This is a genomic window from Stenotrophomonas sp. YJH_SMC_54, assembly GCF_059368435.1.
Map to the genome: position 1 here is coordinate 67,975 of NZ_JCAFRS010000002.1, position 23,937 is coordinate 91,911.

At 64.9% G+C, this 23,937-nt stretch carries 21 protein-coding genes and 3 tRNA genes; 4 read left to right on the forward strand and 20 right to left on the reverse strand.

Going from position 1 to position 23,937, the window contains the following annotated elements:
* Positions 1-236: 236 nt before the first annotated feature.
* From AC5P5S_RS02670 to AC5P5S_RS02765, 20 genes are all read right to left on the reverse strand, one after another.
* A tRNA-Met gene (locus AC5P5S_RS02670) sits at positions 237-313 on the reverse strand.
* 82 nt (positions 314-395) lie between these two features.
* Positions 396-472 (reverse strand) — tRNA-Met (locus AC5P5S_RS02675).
* A 129-nt stretch (positions 473-601) separates the two neighbouring features.
* Positions 602-2,062, reverse strand: a complete 1,461-nt coding sequence (nuoN, locus tag AC5P5S_RS02680) for an NADH-quinone oxidoreductase subunit NuoN (RefSeq protein ID WP_049397768.1) — start codon at positions 2,060-2,062, stop codon at positions 602-604.
* A gap of 15 nt (positions 2,063-2,077) precedes the next feature.
* Positions 2,078-3,586 (reverse strand): NADH-quinone oxidoreductase subunit M, encoded by a 1,509-nt coding sequence (locus AC5P5S_RS02685; protein ID WP_005410452.1) that lies wholly within the window; start codon positions 3,584-3,586, stop codon positions 2,078-2,080.
* Positions 3,587-3,609: 23 nt separating this feature from the next.
* A complete protein-coding gene (gene nuoL / locus AC5P5S_RS02690) occupies positions 3,610-5,769 on the reverse strand; it encodes an NADH-quinone oxidoreductase subunit L (protein ID WP_005414069.1) in 2,160 nt (719 codons plus the stop codon).
* A gap of 7 nt (positions 5,770-5,776) precedes the next feature.
* Positions 5,777-6,082, reverse strand: a complete 306-nt coding sequence (nuoK, locus tag AC5P5S_RS02695) for an NADH-quinone oxidoreductase subunit NuoK (protein ID WP_005410454.1) — start codon at positions 6,080-6,082, stop codon at positions 5,777-5,779.
* Complete coding sequence (locus AC5P5S_RS02700; RefSeq protein ID WP_010486441.1) at positions 6,079-6,735, reverse strand: NADH-quinone oxidoreductase subunit J; 657 nt, start codon at positions 6,733-6,735, stop codon at positions 6,079-6,081. The genes nuoK and AC5P5S_RS02700 overlap by 4 nt, the downstream gene beginning before the upstream one ends.
* Positions 6,736-6,744: 9 nt before the next feature.
* Positions 6,745-7,233, reverse strand: a complete 489-nt coding sequence (gene nuoI, locus AC5P5S_RS02705; RefSeq protein ID WP_005410456.1) for an NADH-quinone oxidoreductase subunit NuoI — start codon at positions 7,231-7,233, stop codon at positions 6,745-6,747.
* A gap of 4 nt (positions 7,234-7,237) precedes the next feature.
* Positions 7,238-8,332, reverse strand: coding sequence for an NADH-quinone oxidoreductase subunit NuoH (nuoH, locus tag AC5P5S_RS02710; protein ID WP_005410457.1), 1,095 nt, complete (start codon positions 8,330-8,332; stop codon positions 7,238-7,240).
* On the reverse strand, positions 8,329-10,563 hold the full coding sequence (gene nuoG / locus AC5P5S_RS02715) for an NADH-quinone oxidoreductase subunit NuoG (protein ID WP_062606465.1): 2,235 nt from the start codon (positions 10,561-10,563) through the stop codon (positions 8,329-8,331). The genes nuoH and nuoG overlap by 4 nt, the downstream gene beginning before the upstream one ends.
* The gene (gene nuoF / locus AC5P5S_RS02720; protein ID WP_062606463.1) at positions 10,560-11,900 is read right to left on the reverse strand and encodes an NADH-quinone oxidoreductase subunit NuoF; all 1,341 of its coding nucleotides are present in this window, start codon (positions 11,898-11,900) and stop codon (positions 10,560-10,562) included. Before nuoF ends, nuoG begins: the two co-directional genes overlap by 4 nt.
* 4 nt (positions 11,901-11,904) lie before the next feature.
* Entirely contained in the window at positions 11,905-12,432 is a 528-nt protein-coding gene (gene nuoE, locus AC5P5S_RS02725; protein WP_005410460.1) for an NADH-quinone oxidoreductase subunit NuoE, read from the reverse strand.
* A 97-nt stretch (positions 12,433-12,529) separates the two neighbouring features.
* Positions 12,530-13,837 carry an NADH-quinone oxidoreductase subunit D gene (locus tag AC5P5S_RS02730; RefSeq protein WP_005410461.1) on the reverse strand — a complete coding sequence of 436 codons (1,308 nt, stop codon included), beginning with the start codon at positions 13,835-13,837 and terminating at the stop codon, positions 12,530-12,532.
* Complete coding sequence (locus AC5P5S_RS02735; RefSeq protein ID WP_005410462.1) at positions 13,834-14,583, reverse strand: NADH-quinone oxidoreductase subunit C; 750 nt, start codon at positions 14,581-14,583, stop codon at positions 13,834-13,836. The genes AC5P5S_RS02730 and AC5P5S_RS02735 overlap by 4 nt, the downstream gene beginning before the upstream one ends.
* A gap of 33 nt (positions 14,584-14,616) precedes the next feature.
* Positions 14,617-15,171: a NuoB/complex I 20 kDa subunit family protein gene (locus tag AC5P5S_RS02740; protein WP_005410463.1), complete on the reverse strand. Its 555-nt coding sequence runs from the start codon at positions 15,169-15,171 to the stop codon at positions 14,617-14,619.
* Entirely contained in the window at positions 15,162-15,518 is a 357-nt protein-coding gene (locus AC5P5S_RS02745; RefSeq protein ID WP_005414075.1) for an NADH-quinone oxidoreductase subunit A, read from the reverse strand. The genes AC5P5S_RS02740 and AC5P5S_RS02745 overlap by 10 nt, the downstream gene beginning before the upstream one ends.
* Before the next feature lie 111 nt (positions 15,519-15,629).
* Positions 15,630-15,714 (reverse strand) — tRNA-Leu (locus AC5P5S_RS02750).
* Positions 15,715-15,765: 51 nt separating this feature from the next.
* Complete coding sequence (secG, locus tag AC5P5S_RS02755; RefSeq protein WP_005410465.1) at positions 15,766-16,203, reverse strand: preprotein translocase subunit SecG; 438 nt, start codon at positions 16,201-16,203, stop codon at positions 15,766-15,768.
* 31 nt (positions 16,204-16,234) lie between these two features.
* Positions 16,235-16,990 carry a triose-phosphate isomerase gene (tpiA, locus tag AC5P5S_RS02760; RefSeq protein WP_005410466.1) on the reverse strand — a complete coding sequence of 252 codons (756 nt, stop codon included), beginning with the start codon at positions 16,988-16,990 and terminating at the stop codon, positions 16,235-16,237.
* 771 nt (positions 16,991-17,761) lie between these two features.
* Complete coding sequence (locus AC5P5S_RS02765) at positions 17,762-18,739, reverse strand: isopenicillin N synthase family dioxygenase (protein WP_049459874.1); 978 nt, start codon at positions 18,737-18,739, stop codon at positions 17,762-17,764.
* A gap of 152 nt (positions 18,740-18,891) precedes the next feature.
* On the opposite strand from AC5P5S_RS02765, the gene AC5P5S_RS02770 reads away from it, so the two are divergent.
* From AC5P5S_RS02770 to galE, 4 genes are all read left to right on the forward strand, one after another.
* Positions 18,892-20,775, forward strand: a complete 1,884-nt coding sequence (locus AC5P5S_RS02770; protein WP_062606185.1) for a DUF3413 domain-containing protein — start codon at positions 18,892-18,894, stop codon at positions 20,773-20,775.
* Positions 20,776-20,792: 17 nt separating this feature from the next.
* Positions 20,793-21,938 (forward strand): glycosyltransferase family 4 protein, encoded by a 1,146-nt coding sequence (locus tag AC5P5S_RS02775; protein ID WP_005410469.1) that lies wholly within the window; start codon positions 20,793-20,795, stop codon positions 21,936-21,938.
* Positions 21,931-22,788 carry a polysaccharide deacetylase family protein gene (locus tag AC5P5S_RS02780; protein WP_005410470.1) on the forward strand — a complete coding sequence of 286 codons (858 nt, stop codon included), beginning with the start codon at positions 21,931-21,933 and terminating at the stop codon, positions 22,786-22,788. The genes AC5P5S_RS02775 and AC5P5S_RS02780 overlap by 8 nt, the downstream gene beginning before the upstream one ends.
* Before the next feature lie 67 nt (positions 22,789-22,855).
* Positions 22,856-23,896: a UDP-glucose 4-epimerase GalE gene (galE, locus tag AC5P5S_RS02785; RefSeq protein ID WP_062606183.1), complete on the forward strand. Its 1,041-nt coding sequence runs from the start codon at positions 22,856-22,858 to the stop codon at positions 23,894-23,896.
* Positions 23,897-23,937: the final 41 nt, after the last annotated feature.

Here is a 23,937-nt window from a genome sequence, read left to right on the forward strand (position 1 = left end):
GCAGTGCCTGCCGGTTGCGGCCCTCCTTCCGGGTCCGGACTCCCGCCGGGAGGCCGCCTTCAGGGGTACTGCTAGGCCGCTGATGATAGCGGCTGCACCGCGCTGGTGCAAGGTGCGGACCTGGGGTCAGATCCCTTTCCCGCGGAAAAGGGATCTGACCCCGATCACGCAGAAACGACGCAGCCACCCAAAGAAAAACGCCTTCGAAGCAGGACTTCGAAGGCGATCTCTTTACTTGGTAGCGGGGGCAGGATTTGAACCTGCGACCTTCGGGTTATGAGCCCGACGAGCTGCCAGACTGCTCCACCCCGCATCAGAAGCGGAATTATGAGCGTTGGCTCCAAAAAATGCAAGCTTTCCCTCATTCATCAAACCGGTTGGCGCCGATCTGAAGCTGGTAGCGGGGGCAGGATTTGAACCTGCGACCTTCGGGTTATGAGCCCGACGAGCTGCCAGACTGCTCCACCCCGCACCGGAAGTGTTTGAACTGTTGCCCTGCTCTCTTTCGAGGAGGGCTACCGCAACGATGTTCTGGCTGAACCGCTGCAGTGACAACTCAGGCTGCGCATATTACACGAATCGCGCAGCTTTGTGTCAACTTTTATGCAAGATGCGCAAATGCCTGCTGGCACCAGACCATGATCGGGTTCCAGGCCAGGCCCAGCGCCAGCAGCGCCAGCGCGTTCACGCCCAGCACCAGGCCCAGCACGCGGTCGTTGCTGCGCGGCATGGCCTCGCCCACCGGCTCATCGAAGTACATGACCTTGATGACGCGCAGGTAGTAGAAGCAGCCGACCACTGCACACAGCACGCCGAGGATGGCCAGCCACAGCAGGCCCCCGTTGACGGCCGCGCCCAGCACCGCCAGCTTGGTCCAGAAGCCCAGGAACGGCGGAATGCCGGCCAGCGACGCCATGATGCACAGCACCAGGCCGGCCATCCACGGGTTGCGGGCATTGAGGCCCTTGAAGTCCTCGATGTTCTCGGCTTCGAAACCGGCACGCGACAGCGCGATGATCGCGCCGAAGGCGGCGGTGGACATGATGGCGTAGGCCAGTGCGTAGAACAGCGCGGCGGCATAGCCCTGCGCGCCACCACCGGCGATGCCCATCAGCAGGAAGCCGATGTGCGAGACGGTGGAGAACGCCAGCATGCGCTTGAGGTTGCTCTGCGCGATGGCCATCAGGTTGCCGATGACCAGCGAGACCGCGGCCAGGCCGGCGATCAGCAGCTGCAGTTCAGTCGACAGCGGACCCACGCCCATTTCCAGCAGGCGGTAGGCCATGCCGAAGGCGGCCAGCTTCGGCGCCGAGCTGATGAACAGCGCGATCGGTGCCGGGGCACCCTGGTACACGTCCGGCAGCCACATGTGGAACGGTGCGGCACCCAGCTTGAAGGCGACGCCGGCGATCATGAACACCGCACCGGTGATCAGCAGCACGCGCTCTTCCGAGTGCGGGATGGCGTCACGGATGACGTCCAGGTGCAGGCTGCCGGTGGAGCCGTAGATCAGCGACATGCCGTACAGCAGCAGGCCCGAGGCCAGCGAACCCAGCACGATGTACTTCATCGCCGCTTCCGAGGCCAGACCGTTCTCACGGTTGCTGGCAACCAGTGCGTAGGAGCACAGCGCCAGCAGTTCCAGGCCCAGGTAGACCATCAGCAGGCTGCCGGCCGAGACCAGAATCATCATGCCGGCGGTGCCGAACAGGATCAGCACCGGGATCTCGCCCTGGAACAGGTTGCGGTCACGCAGGTAGCGCCAGCCGTAGACCAGGGTCAGGCCGCTGAGCAGCACGATCCCGGTCTTCATCACGTCCGCGGCGGTATCGCGCACGAACATGCCATGGAAGACCTCGCCCTGCCCGCCCACGCCGGTGGCCAGCATGAACAGCACCACGGCCAGCGCAGCGAGCGAGAACAGGTGGGTGAAGATCTTGTTCCGGTTGCTGACGAACAGGTCGAGGATCATCAGGGCGAAGGCGCTGCCGATCAGCACCAGCTCGGGAGCGAGCGGTGGCAGGTCAGCGGCGGTCAATGGCAGCAGCGGCGAGGTGGTCATCATCAAATCCTGGAATTACAGCAGCTTGCTGGATGCGATCTGCATCGCCAGCTTCGCGATCGAGGGCTCCATCAGGTCGGTCAGCGGCTTGGGGTAGATGCCCAGGGCCAGCACGCCGATGGCGAACACGCCCAGCACCAGCCATTCGCGGCCGTTGATGTCCTTCAGTTCGGCCACGTGGCTATTGGCCACTTCGCCGAAGAAGATGCGCTTGTACAGCCACAGGGTGTAGGCGGCGCCGATGATCAGGGTGGTGGCCGCGCCCAGTGCGATCCACGGATTACGCTGGAAGGCCGACAGGATGACCATGAACTCGCCGACGAAACCGCTGGTGCCCGGCAGGCCCGCATTGGCCATGAAGAACAGCATGGCGAAGGTGGCGAACCACGGCATCACATTGACCACGCCGCCGTAATCGGCGATGCGGCGGCTGTGCATGCGGTCGTACAGCACGCCGACACAGGAGAACATCGCACCGGACACGAAGCCGTGCGAGATCATCTGCACCATGGCGCCCTGCAGGCCCAGGCGGGCAGCATCGGCGTTGCCGGCTTCACGCACCAGCCACAGGGCGATGAAGGTGCCCAGGGTGACGAAGCCCATGTGCGCGATCGACGAATAGGCGATCAGCTTCTTCATGTCGTCCTGCACCAGGGCGACCAGGCCGACGTAGATCACCGCGATCAGCGACAGCGCGATCACCAGCCAGGCCCATTCCTGCGACGCGTCCGGGACGATCGGCAGGTTGAAGCGCAGGAAGCCGTAGCCACCGATCTTCAGGGCGATGGCGGCCAGGATCACCGAACCGGCGGTCGGCGCTTCCACGTGGGCGTCCGGCAGCCAGGTGTGGACCGGGAACATCGGCACCTTGACCGCGAAGGCGATCAGGAAGGCGAAGAAGATCCAGGTCTGTTCTTTGGCCGACAGCGGCAGCGCGTACAGGTCGGCCAGCTGGAAGCTGCCGCCCTTCATGTACAGGTAGATCAGCGCCACCAGCATCAGCACCGAGCCGAGGAAGGTGTACAGGAAGAACTTCAGTGCTGCGTAGATGCGGCGCGGGCCACCCCAGACACCGATGATCAGGAACATCGGGATCAGCATGGCTTCGAAGAACACGTAGAACAGCATCGCGTCCGTCGCGGCGAAGATGCCGACGGTGACGCCTTCCAGGATCAGGAAGGCCGCCACGTACTGGTTGACGCGCTTGTCGATGGCGCTCCAGGCGCCGATCAGGGCAAGCACGCTGACCAGGGTGGTCAGCAGGATCAGCGCCACGGCAATGCCGTCCACGCCCAGGTTGTAGCCGATCTTGTACGCCGGGATCCAGGCATGGGTCTCGACGAACTGCAGGCCGTCGATGCCCGCGTTGTAGCCGCTCAGCAGCGAGAGGCTTGCAACGAAGGTGAGCACCGCGACGCCCAGCGACGCCCAGCGGGCAGTCTGTGCATCACGGATCGCAAGGATCAGGGCGCCACCGATGATCGGCAGCCAGATGAGGACACTGAGTAGAGGCCAGTTCGACACGTCTTCTTATTCCGTACAGGTCATCAACGCAGGTAATGCATCAGCACGCCCAGCAGGGCAATCAGGCCGATGATCATCGCGAAGGCGTAGTGATAGAGGAAACCGGATTGGGTACGACGCAGCACGCCGGCTGCAACGTCCACAACACGTGCCGAGAGATTGACCACACCGTCGACGATGTTGCTGTCGATCCAGCGCGAGACCTTGCCCAGCTTGACGCTGCCACCGGCAAAGCCATCGATCCACAGCTTGTCGAAGCCGTACTTGTTTTCCAGCACCGAAACGATCGGGGCGAAGGTCTTGCGTGCCTTGCCCGACAGGTCCGGCTTCCACAGGTAGAACAGCGCAGCCAGCAGGAAGCCCGCCAGGGTCAGCCAGAACGGCGGCAGCATCATGCCGTGCAGCGCGAACGCGACCGGGCCATGGAACTCTTCACCCAGGAACGCGACGGTGTTCTTGGCCGGATCGTAGAAGTCGACGATGCCGGTGAAGAACGTCTGTGCCTGGCCCTTGATCGCCTCGTGCGCATGGTTGCCGGCCCAGTCGGTGCCGTGCAGCATCGGACCGATGCTGAAGAAACCGATGGCGATCGACGGGATGGCCAGCAGGATCAGCGGCAGGGTCACCACCCACGGGGTTTCATGCGGCTCATGCGGACCGTGGCCATGGCCGTGGTCGTCATGGGCATCGCCATGGTGGGCATCGGCGGCGTGGTGATCGTCATGGCCGTGGCCATGATCGTCGTGCGCGTCGCGGAAACGCTCCTTGCCGTGGAAGGTCATGAACAGCAGGCGGAAGCTGTAGAAGCTGGTAACCAGCACGCCACCCAGCACCGCCCAGTAGCCATAGGTGGCCACCCAGCTGTTCTGCATGTGGGCGTGGATCTCGGCCGCCTCGATGATCGTGTCCTTCGAGTAGAAGCCGGAGAAGAACGGCGTACCAACCAGGGCCAGCGTACCGATCCACATGGTGATGAAGGTGATCGGCATGTACTTGCGCAGGCCGCCCATCTTGCGCATGTCCTGCTCGTGGTGCATCGCGATGATGACCGAGCCGGCGCCCAGGAACAGCAGGGCCTTGAAGAAGGCGTGGGTCATCAGGTGGAACACGGCGGCCGAGTAGGCCGACACGCCCAGGGCGACGGTCATGTAGCCCAGCTGCGACAGCGTGGAGTACGCGACGACGCGCTTGATGTCGTTCTGCACGATGCCGATCAGGCCGGTGAAGAACGCGGTGGTGGCACCGATGAACAGCACGAAGTTCAGCGCCGTCTGCGACAGCTCGAACAGCGGCGACATGCGGGTGACCATGAAGATACCGGCGGTCACCATCGTCGCGGCGTGGATCAGTGCCGAGATCGGGGTCGGGCCTTCCATCGAGTCCGGCAGCCACACGTGCAGCGGGACCTGGGCCGACTTGCCCATGGCGCCGATGAACAGGCAGATGCAGATGACGGTGGCGATCGACCAGATCACCGGCTCGTTCAGCAGCTGCATGCCCAGGATCGTGCCGTCCCAGATCTGCAGCTGGGCGCGCGGGTCAGCCAGCATGCCGGCCTGCGAGAACACCTGCGAGTAGTCCAGGGTGCCGAACACCCACAGCACGCCGGCGATGCCCAGCAGGAAGCCGAAGTCACCGACACGGTTGACCAGGAACGCCTTCATGTTGGCGAAGATCGCGGTCGGGCGCTTGAACCAGAAGCCGATCAGCAGGTACGACACCAGGCCCACCGCTTCCCAGCCGAAGAACAGCTGCAGGAAGTTGTTGCTCATCACCAGGGTGAGCATCGAGAAGGTGAACAGCGAGATGTAGCTGAAGAACCGCTGGTAGCCCGGGTCGTCCTGCATGTAGCCGATCGTGTAGATGTGGACCAGCAGCGACACGAAGGTCACCACCACCATCATCATCGCGGTCAGCTTGTCGACCATGAAGCCGACGTGCGCCGAATACTGGCCGACTTCGAAGAACGTGTAGATGTTCTGGTTGAACGGCTGCGCGCCGCCCCACATCAGCTGGTAGAACGTGTACATCGACAGGCCGCAGGCTACCGCGACGCCGAGGATGGTGATGGTCTGCGCGCCGAAGCGCTTGACCTGGCGACCGAACAGGCCGGCGATGATGCTGCCGAACAGCGGTGCAAGCACCACTGCGATCAACAGACTCTTGGAGAGAGTGATTTCCATCTGTGGATCAGCCCTTCAACGAATCGACTTCGCCGACATTGATCGTGCGGCGGGTACGGAACAGGGTCACCAGGATCGCCAGGCCGATGGCGGCTTCCGCGGCGGCGACGGTCAGGATGAAGAACACGAACAGCTGGCCGGACGGATCGCCCAGCTGACGCGAGAAGCCGACGAAGTTGATGTTCACCGACAGCAGCATCAGCTCGATCGACATCAGCAGGACGATGACGTTCTTCCGGTTGAGGAAGATGCCGGCCAGGCTGATGGCGAACAGCACCGCGCCAAGCGCAAGCATGTGGCCAAGGGTAATCACGGCTGGGTCTCCTCGCCGGTGGCCGGCTTGCTGTTGCTGTGCACGACCGGTGCTTCGGCGCCCATCTTGACCATGCGCAGGCGCTGGCCGGCCTTGACCATGGTCTGCTCACCCGGGTTCTGGCTCTTCACGCCGGTACGGCGACGCAGGGTCAGCATCACGGCGGCGACCACGGCCACGGTCAGGATGACGGCGGCGAACTCGAACGGCAGCAGGTATTCGGTGAACAGCGTGCGCGCCAGCCAGGTGACGTTGGAGCTGTCGGCAGCGACCGCAGCGGCGTTGTCGGCCGGGAACGGAGTGACCGCCCTGCCCTTCACGCCGATCAGGATCAGCATCTGCACCAGCATCGCCACTGCCACGATCAGGCCGACCGGCAGGTAGCGCACCCAGCCCTCACGCATCTTGGTGGGATCGATGTCCAGCATCATCACCACGAACAGGAACAGCACCATCACCGCGCCGACGTAGACCAGCACCAGCGCCACGCCGAGGAACTCGGCGCCCACCAGCAGCCACACGCAGGCAATGGAGAAGAAGGTCAGCACCAGGCACAGCACTGCATGCACCGGGTTGCGCACGCTGATCACCGCACCGGCCGAAACCGTTGCCGCGATGGCGAACACCCAGAAAGCGATATTTACCCAATCCATCTCTCGACCTCAGCGGTAAGCGGCATCGGCGGCACGACGCTCGGCGATCTCGTTTTCGAGACGATCGCCAAGGGCCAGCAGCTGCGGCTTGGTAACGATGTTTTCGCCACGGTTCTCGAAGTGGTACTCGAGGATGTGGGTTTCGACGATCGAGTCCACCGGGCAGCTTTCTTCGCAGAAGCCGCAGAAGATGCACTTGAACAGGTCGATGTCGTAGCGGGTGGTGCGGCGGGTGCCGTCCTCGCGCTTGGCCGAGTCGATGGTGATGGCCAGGGCCGGGCACACCGCTTCGCACAGCTTGCAGGCAATGCAGCGCTCTTCGCCGTTGGGGTAACGGCGCAGCGCGTGCAGGCCACGGAAGCGCGGCGACTGCGGGAACTTCTCCATCGGGTACATCATCGTGTACTTCGGCTTGAAGCTGTACTTCAGCGTCAGCCAGAGGCCCGCCAACAGTTCGAGCAGCAGCAGGCTCTTGAAGTAATGGGTAATCCTGTTCATCACTTTAGACGCCCTTTTGAATCACGCCGAAGAACACCATGACGGCGGTAACCGCGATCCACAGAATGGCCAGCGGGATGAAGACCTTCCAGCCCAGGCGCATGATCTGGTCGTAGCGGAAGCGCGGGAAGCTGGCACGGAACCAGATGTAGGCACTGGCGAAGAAGAACACCTTGACGAACAGCCACGGTGCACCGCCCTTCCAGATCCAGTCGACCAGCGGCGAGACATCGCCGAAGTTGACCCAGCCCTGGACCGGGCTCAGCCAGCCGCCGAGGAAGAAGATCGAGATCAGGAAGCTGATCAGGATCATGTTCGCGTATTCGGCCAGGAAGAACAGCGCGAAGGCACCGCCGGAGTATTCGACCATGTGGCCGGCGACGATTTCCGATTCGCCTTCCACCACGTCGAACGGCGCGCGGTTGGTTTCAGCCACGCCCGACACCCAGTAGATGACGAACAGCGGGAACAGCGGCAGCAGGAACCAGTCGAAGAAGCCGGAGCTGCCGGCCTGCGCCATCACGATATTGCTCAGGTTCAGGCTGCCAGCGGCGATCATCACGCCGACCAGGGCGAAGCCCATGGCGATTTCGTAGCTGATCATCTGCGCCGAGGCGCGCATGGCACCCAGGAACGCGTACTTCGAGTTGGACGCCCAACCGGCCAGGATGATGCCGTAGATGCCCAGCGAGGTCATCGCCAGCAGGTACAGCAGGCCGGCGTTGGCATTGGACAGCACGATCTGCGAATCGAAGGGGACCACCGACCAGGCCGCGAAGGCCGGGGCCAGGGTGATCAGCGGTGCCAGCAGGTAGATCGCCTTGTTGGCGCTGCTCGGCTGGACCACTTCCTTGAACAGCAGCTTGAAGACGTCGGCGAAGGCCTGGAAGATGCCCATGCCCACGTACATCGGGCCGTGGCGGACGTGCATCCAGCCGATCAGCTTGCGTTCCCAGACCACGTAGAAGGCCACCGAGATGATCACCGGAACGGTGATCACCAGGATCTTCAGGATGATCCAGATCAGCGCGCCGATGTCACCGAGGCCAAGCAGCCACTGGTGCAGCGGGTCGACCGCGTTCAACAGCAATTCGTTCATGCAGCCACCACCGTTACGCGAGCGGCACCCAGCGGCGCGGTCGCGCCGTGGCCCGATTCAATCCAGACCGAACCCGCAGCGACGCGGGCGTCGACCACCACCGGCAGGGTGGCCTTGCCGGCATCGGTGCCGACCTTGGCCATCTGCCCTTCCTGCAGCTGCAGGCGAGCGGCATCTTCAGCGTTCAGCACGATGCGCGGGGCGTTGTTGAGCGGATGCGACTGCAGCGCCGGGGCGCGACGGACCACCGCATCGGTGCGGTAGATCGCGGCGGTCGAAGCCACTTCCAGGCCTTCGCCGGCAATCACCGGCTGCGCCGAAGCGGCAACGGTGACCGACACCGGGGCCAGGCTGGCACGCAGGCCGGCCAGGTCGGTGAAGTCGAAACCGGCCAGCGCCATGTCGCCGCCCAGTGCGCGCAGCACACGCCAGCCTTCACGGGCCTCGCCCGGCAGCTTGCCGCCGGCACGGGCCGACTGCTCGCGACCATCGAGATTGGTCAGGGTGGCGTCGATTTCCGGCAGCGCACCGATCGGCAGGATCACGTCGGCGACGTCGCGGGTCGAGGCACAGGCGAACTGGCTGAAGGCCACCACCTGGGCACCGGCCAGCGCCTTGCGCGCGGCAGGTGCATCGGCGAAATCCAGGCCCGGCTCCAGGCCGTACACCACGTAGGCCTGGCGCGGCTGCGCCAGCATCGCGGCGACGTCCTTGCCGGCCGGCAGCACGCCGGCGCGGGTCAGGCCCACGGCGTTGGCGCCCTGCGGGATGCGGCACAGCTTGGCACCGGTGGCGGCGGCGAAGTCACGCGCGGCGGCGCGGATGGCGGCAGCCTGCGGGTGGTTTTCGGCGATGCCACCAACGATCAGCACGGTGTTGTTGCCGCCCTGCACGGCCGAACGCAGCTCGGCGTTGGCCAGCGCGTCGACGAACTTCGACGGTGCAACGATCTGCTTGCCGGCAATGCTGAAGGCGAAGTCGAAGTCCACCGGATTGACGACGTGGATCTTCGCGCCCTTGGTGGTCTGCGCCTTGCGCAGGCGGGCGTGCAGCAGCGGCAGTTCGTGGCGGATGTTGCTGCCCAGAACGACGATGCGGTCGGCGCCTTCGATTTCGGCCAGCGGCAGGCCGAACACTTCGGCGGTTGCGGCGTCGGAGAAATCACGGTTGTTGATGCGGTGGTCGATGTTGCTCGAGCCCAGGCCCTTGGCCAGGCGGGCCAGCAGCGCGCCTTCCTCGTTCGAGGTGGACGGATGCACCAGCACGCCCAGGTTGTCGCCCTGGTTGGCCTTGAGGATCTCGGCGGCCGCGGCCAGGCCTTCGGCCCAGCTCACTTCCTTCCACTCACCATTGACCTTGCGCAGCGGCTTGACCGCACGGTCTTCGCTGTACAGGCCCTGGTGCGAGTAGCGGTCACGGTCGGACAGCCAGCACTCGTTCACCGCTTCGTTGTCGCGCGGCACGGTGCGCAGCACTTCGCCGCGACGCACGTGCAGGAACAGGTTCGAACCCATCGCGTCGTGGTAGCCCAGGGACTCGCGCGCGGTCAGTTCCCACGGGCGGGCGCGGAACTGGAACACCTTGTTGGTCAGTGCGCCGACCGGGCAGACGTCGACGACGTTGCCGGACAGTTCGGTGGTCAGCGGCTTGCCGTCGAAGGTACCGATCTGCAGGTTCTCACCGCGGTACATGCCACCCAGTTCGTAGGTACCGGCGACGTCGGCGGTGAAGCGGACGCAGCGGGTGCACTGGATGCAGCGGGTCATCTCGGTGGCGACCAGCGGGCCCATGTCCTCGTCCGGCACCACGCGCTTGCGCTCGTTGAAGCGGCTGACCGATCGGCCATAGCCCAGCGACACGTCCTGCAGCTCGCACTCGCCGCCCTGATCGCAGATCGGGCAGTCAAGGGGGTGGTTGATGAGCAGGAACTCCATCACCGAGCGCTGGAACTTCAGTGCCTTCTCGCTGCGGGTGGCGACCTTCATGCCATCCATCACCGGAGTGGCGCAGGCCGGCGCCGGCTTCGGCGACTTTTCCACGTCCACCAGGCACATGCGGCAGTTGGCGGCGATCGGCAGCTTCTCGTGGTAGCAGAAGCGCGGAATCGAAATGCCGGCCTTGTCGGCCGCCTGGATGATCATCGAACCCTTGGGCACGACCAGGGACTTGCCATCGATTTCGATGGTCACGTGATCCGGTGGCACGTTCGGGTTTACGGGTTGCGCGCTCATGCGGCGGCTGCCTCCACCTTCTTGCCGTCAACCATCGAATGACCGTTGACGATGTAGTACTCGAATTCGTCCCAGAACTGGCGCAGGAAGCCCTGGATGGGCCATGCAGCCGCTTCACCGAACGCACAGATGGTGTGGCCTTCGATCTGGCCGGCCACCGCCTTCAGCTGGTGCAGGTCTTCCATCGTGGCCTTGCCGGCGACGATGCGCTCCAGCACGCGGTGCATCCAGCCGGTGCCTTCACGGCACGGGGTGCACTGGCCGCAGGATTCCTTGTGGAAGAACTGGCTGATGCGGCAGGCGAACTTGACGCAGCAGACGCTGTCGTCGAGCACCACGATCGCACCAGAACCCAGGCCGGAGCCCAGTGCGCGGATGGTGTCGTAGTCCATCGGCAAGTCCTTCAGCTCGGCCGCGGTCAGCACCGGCATCGACACGCCGCCCGGGATCGCACCCTTCAGCGTGCGGCCCGGACGCAGGCCACCGGCCATTTCCAGCAGGTCGTGGAATTTGGTGCCGAGCGGCACTTCGAAGTTGCCGCCATTCTGCACGCAGCCGGACACCGAGAAGCACTTCGGACCGCCGTTGGCGGTCAGGCTCAGGCCCTTGAACCACTCCGGACCGTTGCGGATGATCGCCGGCACCGAGCCATAGGTTTCGGTGTTGTTGATCGTCGACGGCATGCCGTACAGGCCGAAATTGGCCGGGAACGGCGGCTTGTAGCGCGGCTGGCCCTTCTTGCCCTCCAGCGATTCCATCAGCGCGGTTTCTTCGCCGCAGATGTACGCGCCGGCGCCCAGCGCGCCGTAGATGTCGATGTCCACGCCGCTGCCGAGGATGTTCTTGCCCAGCCAGCCGTTCGCATAGGCGTCGGCCAGGGCCTGCTCGAAGTGCTCGAACGGCTCGTGGTGGAACTCACCGCGCAGGTAGTTGTAACCCACGGTCGAACCGGTGGCGTAGCAGGCGATCGCCATGCCTTCCACCACCGAATGCGGGTTGTAGCGCAGGATGTCGCGGTCCTTGCAGGTGCCCGGCTCGGATTCGTCCGAGTTGCAGAGGATGTACTTCTGCATGTTGCCCTTGGGCATGAAGGACCACTTCAGGCCGGTCGGGAAGCCTGCGCCACCGCGGCCGCGCAGGCCCGAGGCCTTGACCATCTCGATGACCTGCTCCGGCGGGATCTTCTCTTCGAGGATCTTGCGCAGGGCGGCGTAGCCACCGGTCTTCAGGTAGCTTTCGTACGACCACGGGGTGTCGTAATGCAGGGTGGTATAGACCACCTGGTGCGGCAGCGGCGCGGGGCCGACCGGACCCTTGGATTCGTGGTGATGTGCCATGCCCTTACTCCAGCCCGTCCAGCAGCTCGTCGACCTTTTCCAGGGTCAGACGCTCATGGTAGTGACCGTTGATGACCATCATCGGCGCGCCGCCGCAGCCAGCCAGGCACTCTTCCTCGCGCTTGAGGTAGACGCGGCCGTCCGGGGTCGATTCACCGTGCTTGATGCCCAGCTTCTTCTCGCAATGGCGCACGATGTCCTCGGCGCCATTGAGCCAGCAGCTGATGTTGGTGCAGATGGCCACGTTGTTGCGGCCCACCTTCTCGGTCTCGAACATCGAGTAGAAGCTGGCGACCTCGTAGGCCCACACCGGCGGCAGATCAAGGTACTTGGCCACGCCGGCGATCAGCTCGTCGGTCAGCCAGCCCTGGTTCTGCTCCTGGGCCGCATGCAGGCCCTGCAGCACGGCAGAGCGCTTGCGGTCCGGCGGGAACTTGGACAGCCAGTGATCGATGTGAGCGCGGGTCTTGTCGCTCAGCACCACCATCGGGTCGACGTCGCGCGCCGCCTCGAAATTACCTGTCGCCTTCATCGGCCGACCTCAGCGAAATGCATAACGTGAAATTCCAGAAACTGCGGCGCCGGCTTGCGCCGGCTGCCTGCAGCGGGCGTTGGCGTGGCGGACGGCATTACCGGTCAACCTCGCCGAACACCAGGTCGTAGGTACCGATCATCGCCACCACGTCGGCCAGCATGTGGCCGCGCACGATCGAATCGATCGAGGACAGGTGGGCGAAGCCCGGCGCACGCAGGTGCACGCGGAACGGCTTGTTGGCGCCATCGGAGACCAGATAGCAGCCGAATTCGCCCTTCGGGGCTTCCACCGCCGAGTAGGTCTCGCCGGCCGGCACGCAGTAGCCTTCGCTGAACAGCTTGAAGTGGTGGATCAGCGCTTCCATGTCGTCCTTCATGTCCTCGCGCCTGGGCGGAGCGACCTTGAAGTTCTTCACCATCACCGGGCCCGGGTTGGCCTTCAGCCACGCCACGCACTGCTTGATGATGCGGTTGGACTCGCGCATTTCGGCAACGCGGACCAGGTAGCGGTCGTAGCAGTCGCCTTCCTTGCCCAGCGGGATGTCGAAATCGACGGCATCGTACTTGGCGTACGGGCGCTTCTTGCGCAGGTCCCAGGCCACGCCCGAGCCACGCAGCATCACGCCGGTCATGCCCCACTGGTGCGCCAGTTCCGGCGTCACCACGCCGATGCCGACGGTACGCTGCTTCCAGATACGGTTGTCGGTCAGCAGGGTTTCGTATTCGTCGATGCGCTTGGGGAACTCGACGGTGAAGTTCTCCAGGAAGTCCAGCAGCGAGCCCTCGCGCGAAGCATTGAGCTGCTTCAGCGCCTTGCCCTTGTGCCAGCGCGACTCCTTGTACTTCGGCATGTGGTCCGGCAGGTCGCGGTAGACACCGCCCGGACGGTAGTACGCCGCGTGCATGCGTGCGCCGGAGACTGCTTCATAGCAATCCATCAGCTCTTCGCGCTCGCGGAAGGCGTACAGCATCACCGCCATCGCACCCAGGTCGAGCGCGTTGGAGCCCAGCCACATCAGGTGGTTGAGGATGCGGGTGATCTCGTCGTACATGGTGCGGATGTACTGCGCACGCTCCGGCGCCTCGATGCCCATCAGGGTCTCGATCGCGCGCACGTAGGCGTGCTCGTTGCACATCATCGACACGTAATCCAGTCGATCCATGTAACCGATCGACTGGTTGAACGGCTTGGACTCGGCCAGCTTTTCGGTACCACGGTGCAGCAGACCCACGTGCGGGTCGGCGCGCATGATGGTTTCACCGTCCATTTCCAGGATCAGGCGCAGCACACCGTGAGCGGCCGGATGCTGCGGGCCGAAGTTCATGGTGTAGTTGCGGATTTCCTGCCGGCTTTCGGCGGCGTTGCTGGCGAATGCTTCGCCGGCCTGGTGTACGTGGCTCACTTCACTGCCTCCTGCGCGCGCTCACCTTCTGCGGTCTGCAGACGGGCGTCGTCGCGGATCACGCGCGGCACGCCGACACGCGGCTCCACCGAGGTGACCGGTTCGTAGATCACGCGCTTCTTTTCTTCGTCGTAGCGGACTTCGACATTGCCGATCAGCGGGAAGTCCTTGCGGAACGGATGGCCGACGAAACCGTAGTCGGTCAGGATCCGGCGCAGGTCCGGGTGGCCTTCGAAGATCACGCCGTACAGGTCGAACGCTTCGCGCTCGAACCAGTTCAGGCCCGGCCAGATGCCGGTCAGCGAGGACACCACCGGCAGTGCTTCGTCAGGGGCGAAGCAGCGCAGGTGCATCATCAGGTTGTGCTGGTACGAGCGCAGCTGGGCGACCACGGCGAAACGCTGGGTCGGCATGTGCTGCGGGCGGGCACCGTCGGCACCGTTTTCCTCGGTGGGGAACTCACCCCACGCGAAACGGCCCTGGGCCTTGCCTTCGACGCCACGGCTGAAGCCCTGCGAGGACACGTCGGCGGTGTCCCATTCGTCGGAGCCATAACCCAGGTAATCGACGCCGCAGAGATCCACGGCCTGCTCGAAACCAAACTCGTCACGCAGCGCCAGGGCGGTGGCGTGCCACTCGGCGGCAGGCACTTCCAGCGTCACTTCGCCGCGGGGTTCGACCACGATGACCTTCGCACCAGCGAAACGTGCGGAGAGTCGGTCGATGAAGGATGCTTGCTCTGCCATGGGGGCTTGGCGCGCTCTTGTCAGGTGAAGGGGTCAGCGGGCGATGGTCTGTGTACGCCAGATCTTCTTCTGCAGCTGCAGGATCCCGTACACCAGCGCCTCGGCGGTCGGCGGGCAACCCGGGACGTAGACGTCCACCGGCACCACGCGATCACAGCCGCGCACGACAGAATAGGAGTAGTGGTAATAGCCGCCACCATTGGCGCAGCTACCCATCGAGATGACCCACTTCGGGTCCGGCATCTGGTCGTAGACCTTGCGCAGCGCCGGGGCCATCTTGTTGACCAGGGTACCGGCCACGATCATCACGTCGGACTGGCGCGGCGACGGGCGGAACACCACGCCGTAGCGGTCAAGGTCCAGGCGCGCGGCGCCGGCGTGCATCATCTCGACCGCGCAGCAGGCCAGACCAAAGGTCATCGGCCACATCGAGCCGGTGCGCGCCCAGTTCAGCAGTGCATCGACGCTGGTGGTGACGAAGCCCTTTTCCAGCAGCGGGTTGTCGCCTTCCGGCCGCAGGATGTCATCAACCCGGCCTTCCGGCGTGGGGTTGTTCATGAGGCCATCGAGAGTCTGAATCACTCCCATTCCAGCGCTCCCTTCTTCCAGACGTAAATGAAACCGAGGAACAGCATGCCGACGAACAGGCCCATGGTGACGAGCGAACGCGCGCCCAGCTCCATGAAGACCTGGGTCCACGGCACGATGAAGATGATTTCCAGGTCGAAGACGATGAACTGGATCGCGATCAGGTAGTAGCGCACGTCGAACTTCATGCGCGCGTCTTCGAAGGCCTCGAAGCCGCACTCGTACGGCGACAGCTTTTCCAGATCGGGGCGGCGGGGACCGAGGAATCGACCAACCAGCATCAGCGTAATGCCGATACCGGTGGCAACGATCAGAAACAGCAGAGACGGCAAATATTCGGCCAGCACAGCGATTCTCTCTTGCCTCTGCCGCTGCGCCTGCAGGCGCTTTGGCATGGGGGAGTGGACGGGAATCTACCTGGCGCCTTGCGCGCCAGGCGAACCCGCTTTACTTACAAATGGTGCCCAAGAGGGGACTCGAACCCCTACGACCTAAGTCGCTACCACCTCAAGGTAGTGCGTCTACCAATTCCGCCACCTGGGCAAACGATCACATCAGACTATCTTCCCGATGCGCCGCGTATTGTAACCGGCTTCAGTGTTTCTGGGAGCCTTCCGAAGGCTTTTCTTCACCAGAAACCGAAGATTCCGCCTGAGCCGGCACATTCGCGGCCGGAACCGGGGCGGCCGGGACCGCATCAGCCTTCGGAACGGCCGGCAATTCGCCTGCCGGAGCCGCCGGAGCGACCGCCGCCGGGGCGGACATCAAGCCCAGATCCTGGTCGGCCGCCGGACGACTGCCATGACCGGCATACCAGGCCATGAAGAGGCTGATGCCGAAGAACACGACGGCCAGCCACTTGGTCGACTTGGACAGGAAGTTCGAGGCGCCACGCGCACCGAACACCGTACCCGAGGCGCCGGCACCAAAGCCCGAACCCGCCGCCGCACCCGAGCCACGCTGCATCAGGATCAGCGCGATCATGGCCACAGCGACCAGCACGTAGACGACATTGAGGATCAACATCAGCATTGGAAACCGCCCTCGGACAATACTTCTAGGATTAGTTCGCGGCCGCCGCCCTTGCGATGGCCAGGAAGTCCGCAGCCACCAGGGAGGCGCCGCCGACCAGCCCACCATCGACATCCGGCTGCGCGAACAGTTCCCCGGCATTGTCGGGCTTCACGCTACCGCCGTAAACAATGGGCAGTGAATCAGCGATTCTAGCATCGATACGCGCGACTTCGCCACGGATGAACGCGTGCACCTGCTGTGCCTGCTCCTTGGTGGCGGTACGGCCGGTACCGATGGCCCAGACCGGCTCATAGGCGACCACAGCCTGGGCGAAACCGGCCGCGCCAACCAGCTCCAGCACCGGTGCCAGCTGGCTGGCGATGACCGCTTCGGTCTGCCCGGCCTCGCGCTGTTCCAGGGTCTCGCCCACGCACAGCACCGGCACCAGGCCGGCGTGCTGGGCGGCGGCGAACTTGCGCGCGACCAGCTCGCTGCTCTCGTGGTGGTACTGGCGGCGCTCGGAATGGCCGACCAGGCCATAGCGGGCCCCGACCTCGACCAGCATGGCCGCGCAGACCTCGCCGGTGTAGGCGCCCTTCTCGTTGCTGCTCACGTCCTGCGCGCCAAAGGCCAGGCCGGTCTCGCCGAAGTCCTCGACCAGCTCGCCCAGGTACGGCAGCGGCGGCAGGATCACCACGTCCACCCCCTCCAGCGGCAGCCCGGCAGCCACCTGCCCCAGCAGTTCATTGGCGAATTGACGGCTGCCATGCAGCTTCCAGTTTCCGGCGACGATCTTGCGGCGCATGAGCGGGTGGCTCCTGTGTGAAGTCAGCCGGTCATGATACCCGCTGCGGCAAAAATCCGTTTCCTTGTAAGCGGTTACATGGATTTTCAGCCAACGGCGCAGCCCCTCGTGGCGGGGGGCGGGTTGGTCGCGTATCACCGGTTGGATTGGTGAGATTGGCCGGGCGGGTGAGGATGCCGGGGGACGCCGTAAACCCGTCCGTGGGGGCTTGGCCGCGGCATCCATGCCGCGGACACCCCCGTCATCCCCACCCGCCCGGCCTTTGACACATTCCGGCGGTTCCGCCCGCCACGGAAAGAAAAAAGAAGAGCAGGAGCAAAGGCAAAAGCTGCATTCCGGGTTGCTGCCGGCTGGACCAACCCCTACCCCACTTCGATCCGACAGATCTCATCCACGCAAGGCGTGGATCTACCGTGTCGACCAAGGTCGACACCCACCAACCGTCACCGGGAAACTGTCGAAGGCGGGGAGGTGTGGGTTGGCAGGACCGTTGGCGCCATGGATGGCGCCATCGAGCCCCCCCCCCCCCCCGGGGGGAGGGCGCTTTGCTTGCGAAGCACTGCTTCGCAAGCGCCCGAACGCACAGCCGCCAGCGGCTGGGCCGGTCTGGGGATTCACGGCGTGTCCTGCCAACCCACACCGCCCCGCCCAACACGCAGAAACCCAGAGCCGCTTTGGCTTTGGACTTGCCGGCCAGCGGCCGGCACTACGGCGGGTGCAGGGTGCAACCCTGCAAAGACAAAGGCCGCCTTTCGGCGGCCTCACTTTTCTTTACTTCAGCTTGATCTCGCGCAGGCGCTCCTCGAGGAAGCCGTGGGCGGTGATCGGCTCCGGGTACCGGCTCGGGTTCTCCGGGGTGATGCACGAGGGCAGCACGTCGATCAGGAAATCCGGGTTCGGGTGCAGGAAGAACGGCACCGAGTAGCGCGGCTGGCGGGCCAGCTCGCCCGGGGGGTTGACCACGCGATGGATCGTCGACGGGTACACATGGTTGGTCAGGCGCTGCAGCATGTCGCCGATGTTGACCACGATGGTGTCCGCGTCCGAGGTGAACGGCACCCACTCGCCTTCATGCGACTGCACCTCCAGGCCCGCGGCGCTGGCGCCGACCAGCAGGGTGATGAAGTTGATGTCGCCATGCGCGCCGGCACGCACGTTCGGGATGTCGTCGGTGGTGATCGGCGGGTAGTGGATCGGGCGCAGGATCGAGTTGCCGAAGTTGGTCTTGTCGGCGAAGAAGTCTTCCGGCAGGCCTATGTGCAGGGCCAGCGCGGACAGCACGCGCGAACCCAGGTTGTCCAGCGCCTGGTAAAGGCCGTAGCCGCGCTCACGGAAGCCCTCGACCTCGGTCGGCCACAGGTTCGGTGCCATCACGTCGCGGTACTTGGAGTCGTCGGCGATTTCACGACCGATGTGCCAGAACTCCTTCAGGTCGAAGTGCTTGGAGCCCTTGGCGGTTTCCACGCCGAACGGGGTATAGCCGCGGGCGCCGCCGCTGCCGGCCACGTGGTACTTGCGCTTGACCTCTTCCGGCAGGGCGAAGAAGGCCTTGAAGGCATCGTAGGCCGCGTCGATGTCGGCCTGCGGAATGCCGTGGTTGCGGATGCCCGCGAATCCCCATTGGCGGTAGGCCGCGCCCAGCTCGGCCACGAAGGCCTCGCGGTCGCTGTCGAAACGGGTGATGTCGAGGGTGGGGATCTGGCTCACAGCAATTCCTGGCTTGTCATTGGGTCTGGAGGGCCTGCGCATTCATGGCCCGCCTGAACATTGTGACAGATCACCCGGCGGACGCCACTCGATACGAAGAAACAAACCGATACAATGCGCAACCCGCGCGCGGATTAACGATTCCGTCACAACCGGGACTCCTGCCCCTGTATCACCTGCCGCCTCCGTCCTTCATGCACCCTGCTGCTCCTTCCGCCAACACCTCCCCGCCCTCCGGCCCGGCACATCATTGGCGCCGACTGGCTTGGTGGTCGCTGTTCGTCGCCGGCAATGCGCTGCTGGCCATGGCGATCACGCTTGGCAACGTGCCGTTGGCCGACAACCCCGGTGGCAGCGCGGGCCTGGCCTATCTGGCCGTCGCCCTGCCCGGTCACCTGCTGGCGTTCGGCGCCCTTGCCGGTCTGCTGCCGCTGCTGTTGGGCCTGTGGTCGCGCAGCGCGCGCACGCTGAGCATCTGCGCCGTGCTTCTGCAGGGCCTGTGGCTGTGCCTGTTGCTGGTTGACGCGAAAGTTTTCACTCTGTATCGGTTCCACCTCAATGCGATGGTGGTGAACATGGTGTTCGGCGGCGCGCTACAGGACCAGGTCGCGCTGTCGTGGAAAACCTGGCTGCAGGCCGGACTGCTGGTGGCCGCCATCTTCGCTGCCGAAGGATTGTTGGCCTGGGCCTGCTGGAAGCTGCTGCCTGCCCTGCCGCGCCGCCGCCGGGTCCTGCAGGCCTGGACCGTGGTTGCACTGCTGATGGCCGGCGGCCAGGTCGCTACGGCCTACTACGATGCCCGCGGCGACCGCGACGTCATCGCACAGTGGAACTACCTGCCCTGGGCACAGCCGATCACCGCCAAGAGCTTCATGCGCAGGCTCGGGGTCATCAGCGAACAGCAAGCAGGCCTGCCCGACCCGCGCCATGCGCAGCTGCTGTATCCGCTGCGCCCCCTGCGCTGCCAGAACCCACACCGGCCGAATGTGCTGATGGTGGTACTGGAGTCGCTGCGCCACGACGCCATGACGCCACAGCTGATGCCCAACACGACTGCACTGGCACAGGCCGCGCGCGCGTACGACCACCATTTCAGCACCGGCAATGCCACCCGCTACGGCCTGTTCGGCCTGCTCTACGGCCTGCCAGGCGGCTACTGGCAGAGCATGCTGGACGAACAGCGCGGCTCGCAGCTGTTCCAGGTGCTGGGTCAGCAGGGCTACGACCTGCACCTGTACGGCAGTGCGCCGCTGTACAGCCCGGAGTTCGACCGCACGGCCTTCGCCGACGTGCGCGACCAGCTGCACCAGGGCCCCTCCGCCCTGACGCCGGACAAGCGTGACGCAGCCGTCGTCGCGGCGCTGCAGACCGACATCCGCACCAGCCAGGCCGCGCAACACCCGTGGTTCGGCTTCGTGTTCCTCGACTCCACCCACGCCGGCTACCACCTGCCCGCCGGCTACCCGCCGGTGGCCACACCGATGGCCAAAGAGATCGACTTCCTGTCCTTCGGCCCGGACCACGACCCGACGCCGGAGCTCAACCGCTACCGCACCGCCGTGCACTACGCCGACAGCCTGATCGGCTCGCTGCTGGACGACCTTCGCGCGCAAGGTCTGGCCGAGGACACCATCGTGCTGGTCACCGGTGACCATGCCGAAGAGTTCAACGACCTCAAGCTGAACTACTGGGGCCACAACGGCAACTTCTCCGACTACCAGCTGCAGGTGCCGTTCGTGCTGCACTGGCCCGGCCAGGCCAGCGGCCATGAGACACGCACCAGTTCGCATGAGGACTGGGTGCCAACCCTGATGCGCCACGCCCTGGGCTGCGAGAACGCACTGAGCGACTTCAGCACCGGCCAGGATCTGCTGGCCGAACCCGCAGGCGAGCGCGCACTGGTGGTGGAAAGCTGGTCACAACGCGCCGTCCGCCATGGCAATGCCATCTACGTGTTCGACAAGTTCGGCAACGCGACGGCGCTTGACCTGCACTACCGCCCGCTGCCGCGCCGGGCCCCGGATGCCGGCGCCGTCCGTACCGCATGGGAAGCGCTGACCCGCTTCCGCAACCGGTGACCACAAGGATGGATTCCATGAAACGCTCGCTGCGGATCCTGCATACCGAAGCTGCCCGGGGAATGGGCGGCCAGGAGATCTACATCTTCCGCCACATGCAGGTGATGCGTGCGCGAGGGCACCAGGTGTCGCTGCTGTGCCAGCCCGATGCCCGCCTGGCCCAACTCGCGCGCGACGATGGCTTCACTGTGCATACCCTGCGCATGGGCGGCCTGGCACGGCTGCTGCGCGGCATCTGGTCGGTGTCACGCCTGGTACGCCGCGAACGCTACGACGTGGTCAACACCACCAGCCGCCGCGACGCACTGATCGCCGCGGCCGGCGCACGCCTGGGCGGCACGCCACTGGTGGTGCGCTCGCGCCACCTGATGAGTCCGGTCAATTCGTTGCTGACCTATACCGGTCTTCCGCACCGGATCATCACCGTCAGCGATTTCGTCAAGCGACTGCTGGTCGACCGCGGCATTGCCGCCGAGCACATCGGCATCGTGCCCCCCATGGCGACGCCGCCGCGCTGGGGCATGACCGAGCAGGGCGATCCCTGGGAGAACCTGCAGGCCACCCGCGCACAGGTCCGCGCCGAACTCGGTTTCGCCGAGCGCGACATCGTGGTCGGCTGCGTGGCCGTGCTGCGCGAGCCCAAGGGCCATGCCGAGCTGCTGCGCGCCATGGCGCCACTATGCAAGACCAATCCCGACCTGCACCTGGCCGTGGTCGGCGACGGCGAGCCGGTCATGGGCCGCCTGCAGGCCCTGCGCAGCGAACTCGGGCTGGAGCGCCAGGTGCACCTGCTCGGCTTCCGCAGCGACGCACACCGGCTGATGGCCGGTTTCGACATCTTCGCCCTGGCCACCCACAAGGAAGCCTCGGGGACCGTGTTCCTCGAGGCGGCGCAGGCGGCACTGCCGATCGTCTCGCATCGCGTTGGCGGCGTGCCTGAAATGCTGGTGGAAGGCAGCAATGCCATCCTCACCCGGCTGGGTGATGACGCCGCCCTCACTGGTGCGTTGCGGCTGCTGGTGGATGATCAGGAACGTCGCCGGCAGATGGGCCGCGCCGGTTGGGACTGGATCCGCAGCGCCAAGCAGTTCAGCGCGGCCGGTCACGGAGAGGCCACTGAAAACTACTACCTCCAATGGTTGAAGGAGCTGGGTCATGGCTAACGCCAGAACCGTACCGGTGCTGATGCACCACCATGTCAGCAACTCGCCGGGAATGATCACCGTATCCCCGGAGAACTTCGAGAGCCAGATCGCCTGGCTCGCACGGACCGGCTGGACCTCGCTGACGCTGGACCAGTACGCCGGCTTTCTCGCCGGGAAGCCGGTGCCGCGCAAATCGATCGTGATCACGTTCGACGACGGCTACCTGGACAACTGGGTCTACGCCCATCCGATCCTGCAGAAATACGGCATGCATGCGGTGGTGTTCGTGGTCACCGGCTGGATGCACGAAGGTCCGATCCGCCCGCATGCAGGCATCGAAGGCGCCGAGCTGCCGGCCACGCCGGAACATCGCGCCTGCGAAGACCTGATCTACAAGCAGGGCCGCAGCGACGAAGTGATGATGCGCTGGAGCGAAGCGCGTGCGGCAATCGAAGCCGGCACGTTTGAGGTCCACTGCCATACCCACAGCCACACCCGTTGGCTCAAGCGCGATGACCTGGACCGTGCGCAGCGCCGCGAAGGCATCAGCGGCGACCTGGCCATGGCGAAGCAGACGCTGCTGGAGAAGCTCGGCGAAGTCTCCGATACGCTGTGCTGGCCCTATGGTGACTTCGACGATGACTACATCGAAGTGGCACGCGAACAGGGCTTCCGCTACCTGCACACCACCCATCCCTTCGGCCGCAACGTGATTGGCGGCGATCCGGAGCGGATCTATCGCTTCGCGATCCGCAACCGGCCGGCCAGCTGGCTGCGCAAGCGCATCGCATGGAGCTACAACCCGTTGATCGCGCCGATCTTCAACGGCTTCAAGGCGCGGCAGAAGAAGATGGTGCCTGGCCCGTAGGAGGCCACGTTCATCTTGATCGCGGCAGCACCCGTTTTCGAATGGACTCAAAGGAACAGTGAAGGCAATGAACGTACTGGTGACCGGCGGTGCTGGCTACATCGGCTCGCATGCATGCGTGGAGCTGCAGCAGCAGGGGCACGGCGTGGTCATCGTGGACTCGCTGTGCAACAGCGACGCCAGCGTGGTCGAGCGCATCGGACGGATCACCGGCACGGCACCGGTGTTTGTGCAGGCTGACATCCGGGACCGGCCGCGCATGGCCGCCTTGATGCAGGAGCACGCGATCGATGCCGTACTGCACTTCGCAGCGCTCAAGTCCGTGGGCGAATCCCAGAAGATTCCACTGCAGTATTTCGACAGCAACATCAGCGGTTCGATTGCCCTGCTCGGTGCCATGCAGGATGCAGGCGTGCAGTTGCTGGTCTTCAGCTCTTCGGCAACGGTGTACGGCAACCAGGACCACTGCCCGGTGGCCGAGACCGCTTCAACCTGTGCGATGACGCCCTATGGGCGCACCAAGCTGGTGGTCGAGCAGCTGCTTGCCGACCTGGCGGCAACGGGCCAGGACCTGCATATCGCGAGGCTGCGCTACTTCAACCCGGTCGGCGCCCACGCCAGCGCGCTGATCGGCGAGCTGCCGCATGGCACGCCGAGCAACCTGATGCCCTACATCGCGCAGGTCGCAGCCGGGCTGCTGCCGGAGGTCCAGGTCTTCGGGGACGACTATCCGACCCATGATGGTACCGGCGTGCGCGACTACATCCATGTGCAGGACGTCGCCAGCGCCCACGTACTGGCCCTGCAGTTCCTTCGCGACCAGCGGCGCAGCATCACCCTCAACCTTGGCACCGGCCAGGGCCACAGCGTGCTGGAACTGATCCAGGCCTTCGAGCTCACCACCGGCGTAAGGGTTCCGTTCCGCATCGTACCGCGGCGCGATGGCGACATCGCGGTCAGCTTCGCCGATGCCTCGCTGGCGCTGCGCGAGCTGGGCTGGAAGGCGCGTCACGATCTCACCGACATGTGCCGGGACACCTGGAAGTGGCAGCGGGCGATGTCACGCACCGCACACGGTGCAATGCCAGAGCACCTGCCCGCGCGCTGATGCGGGCAGGACCCAGCGGTCGGAAACGCCCGTACACGACG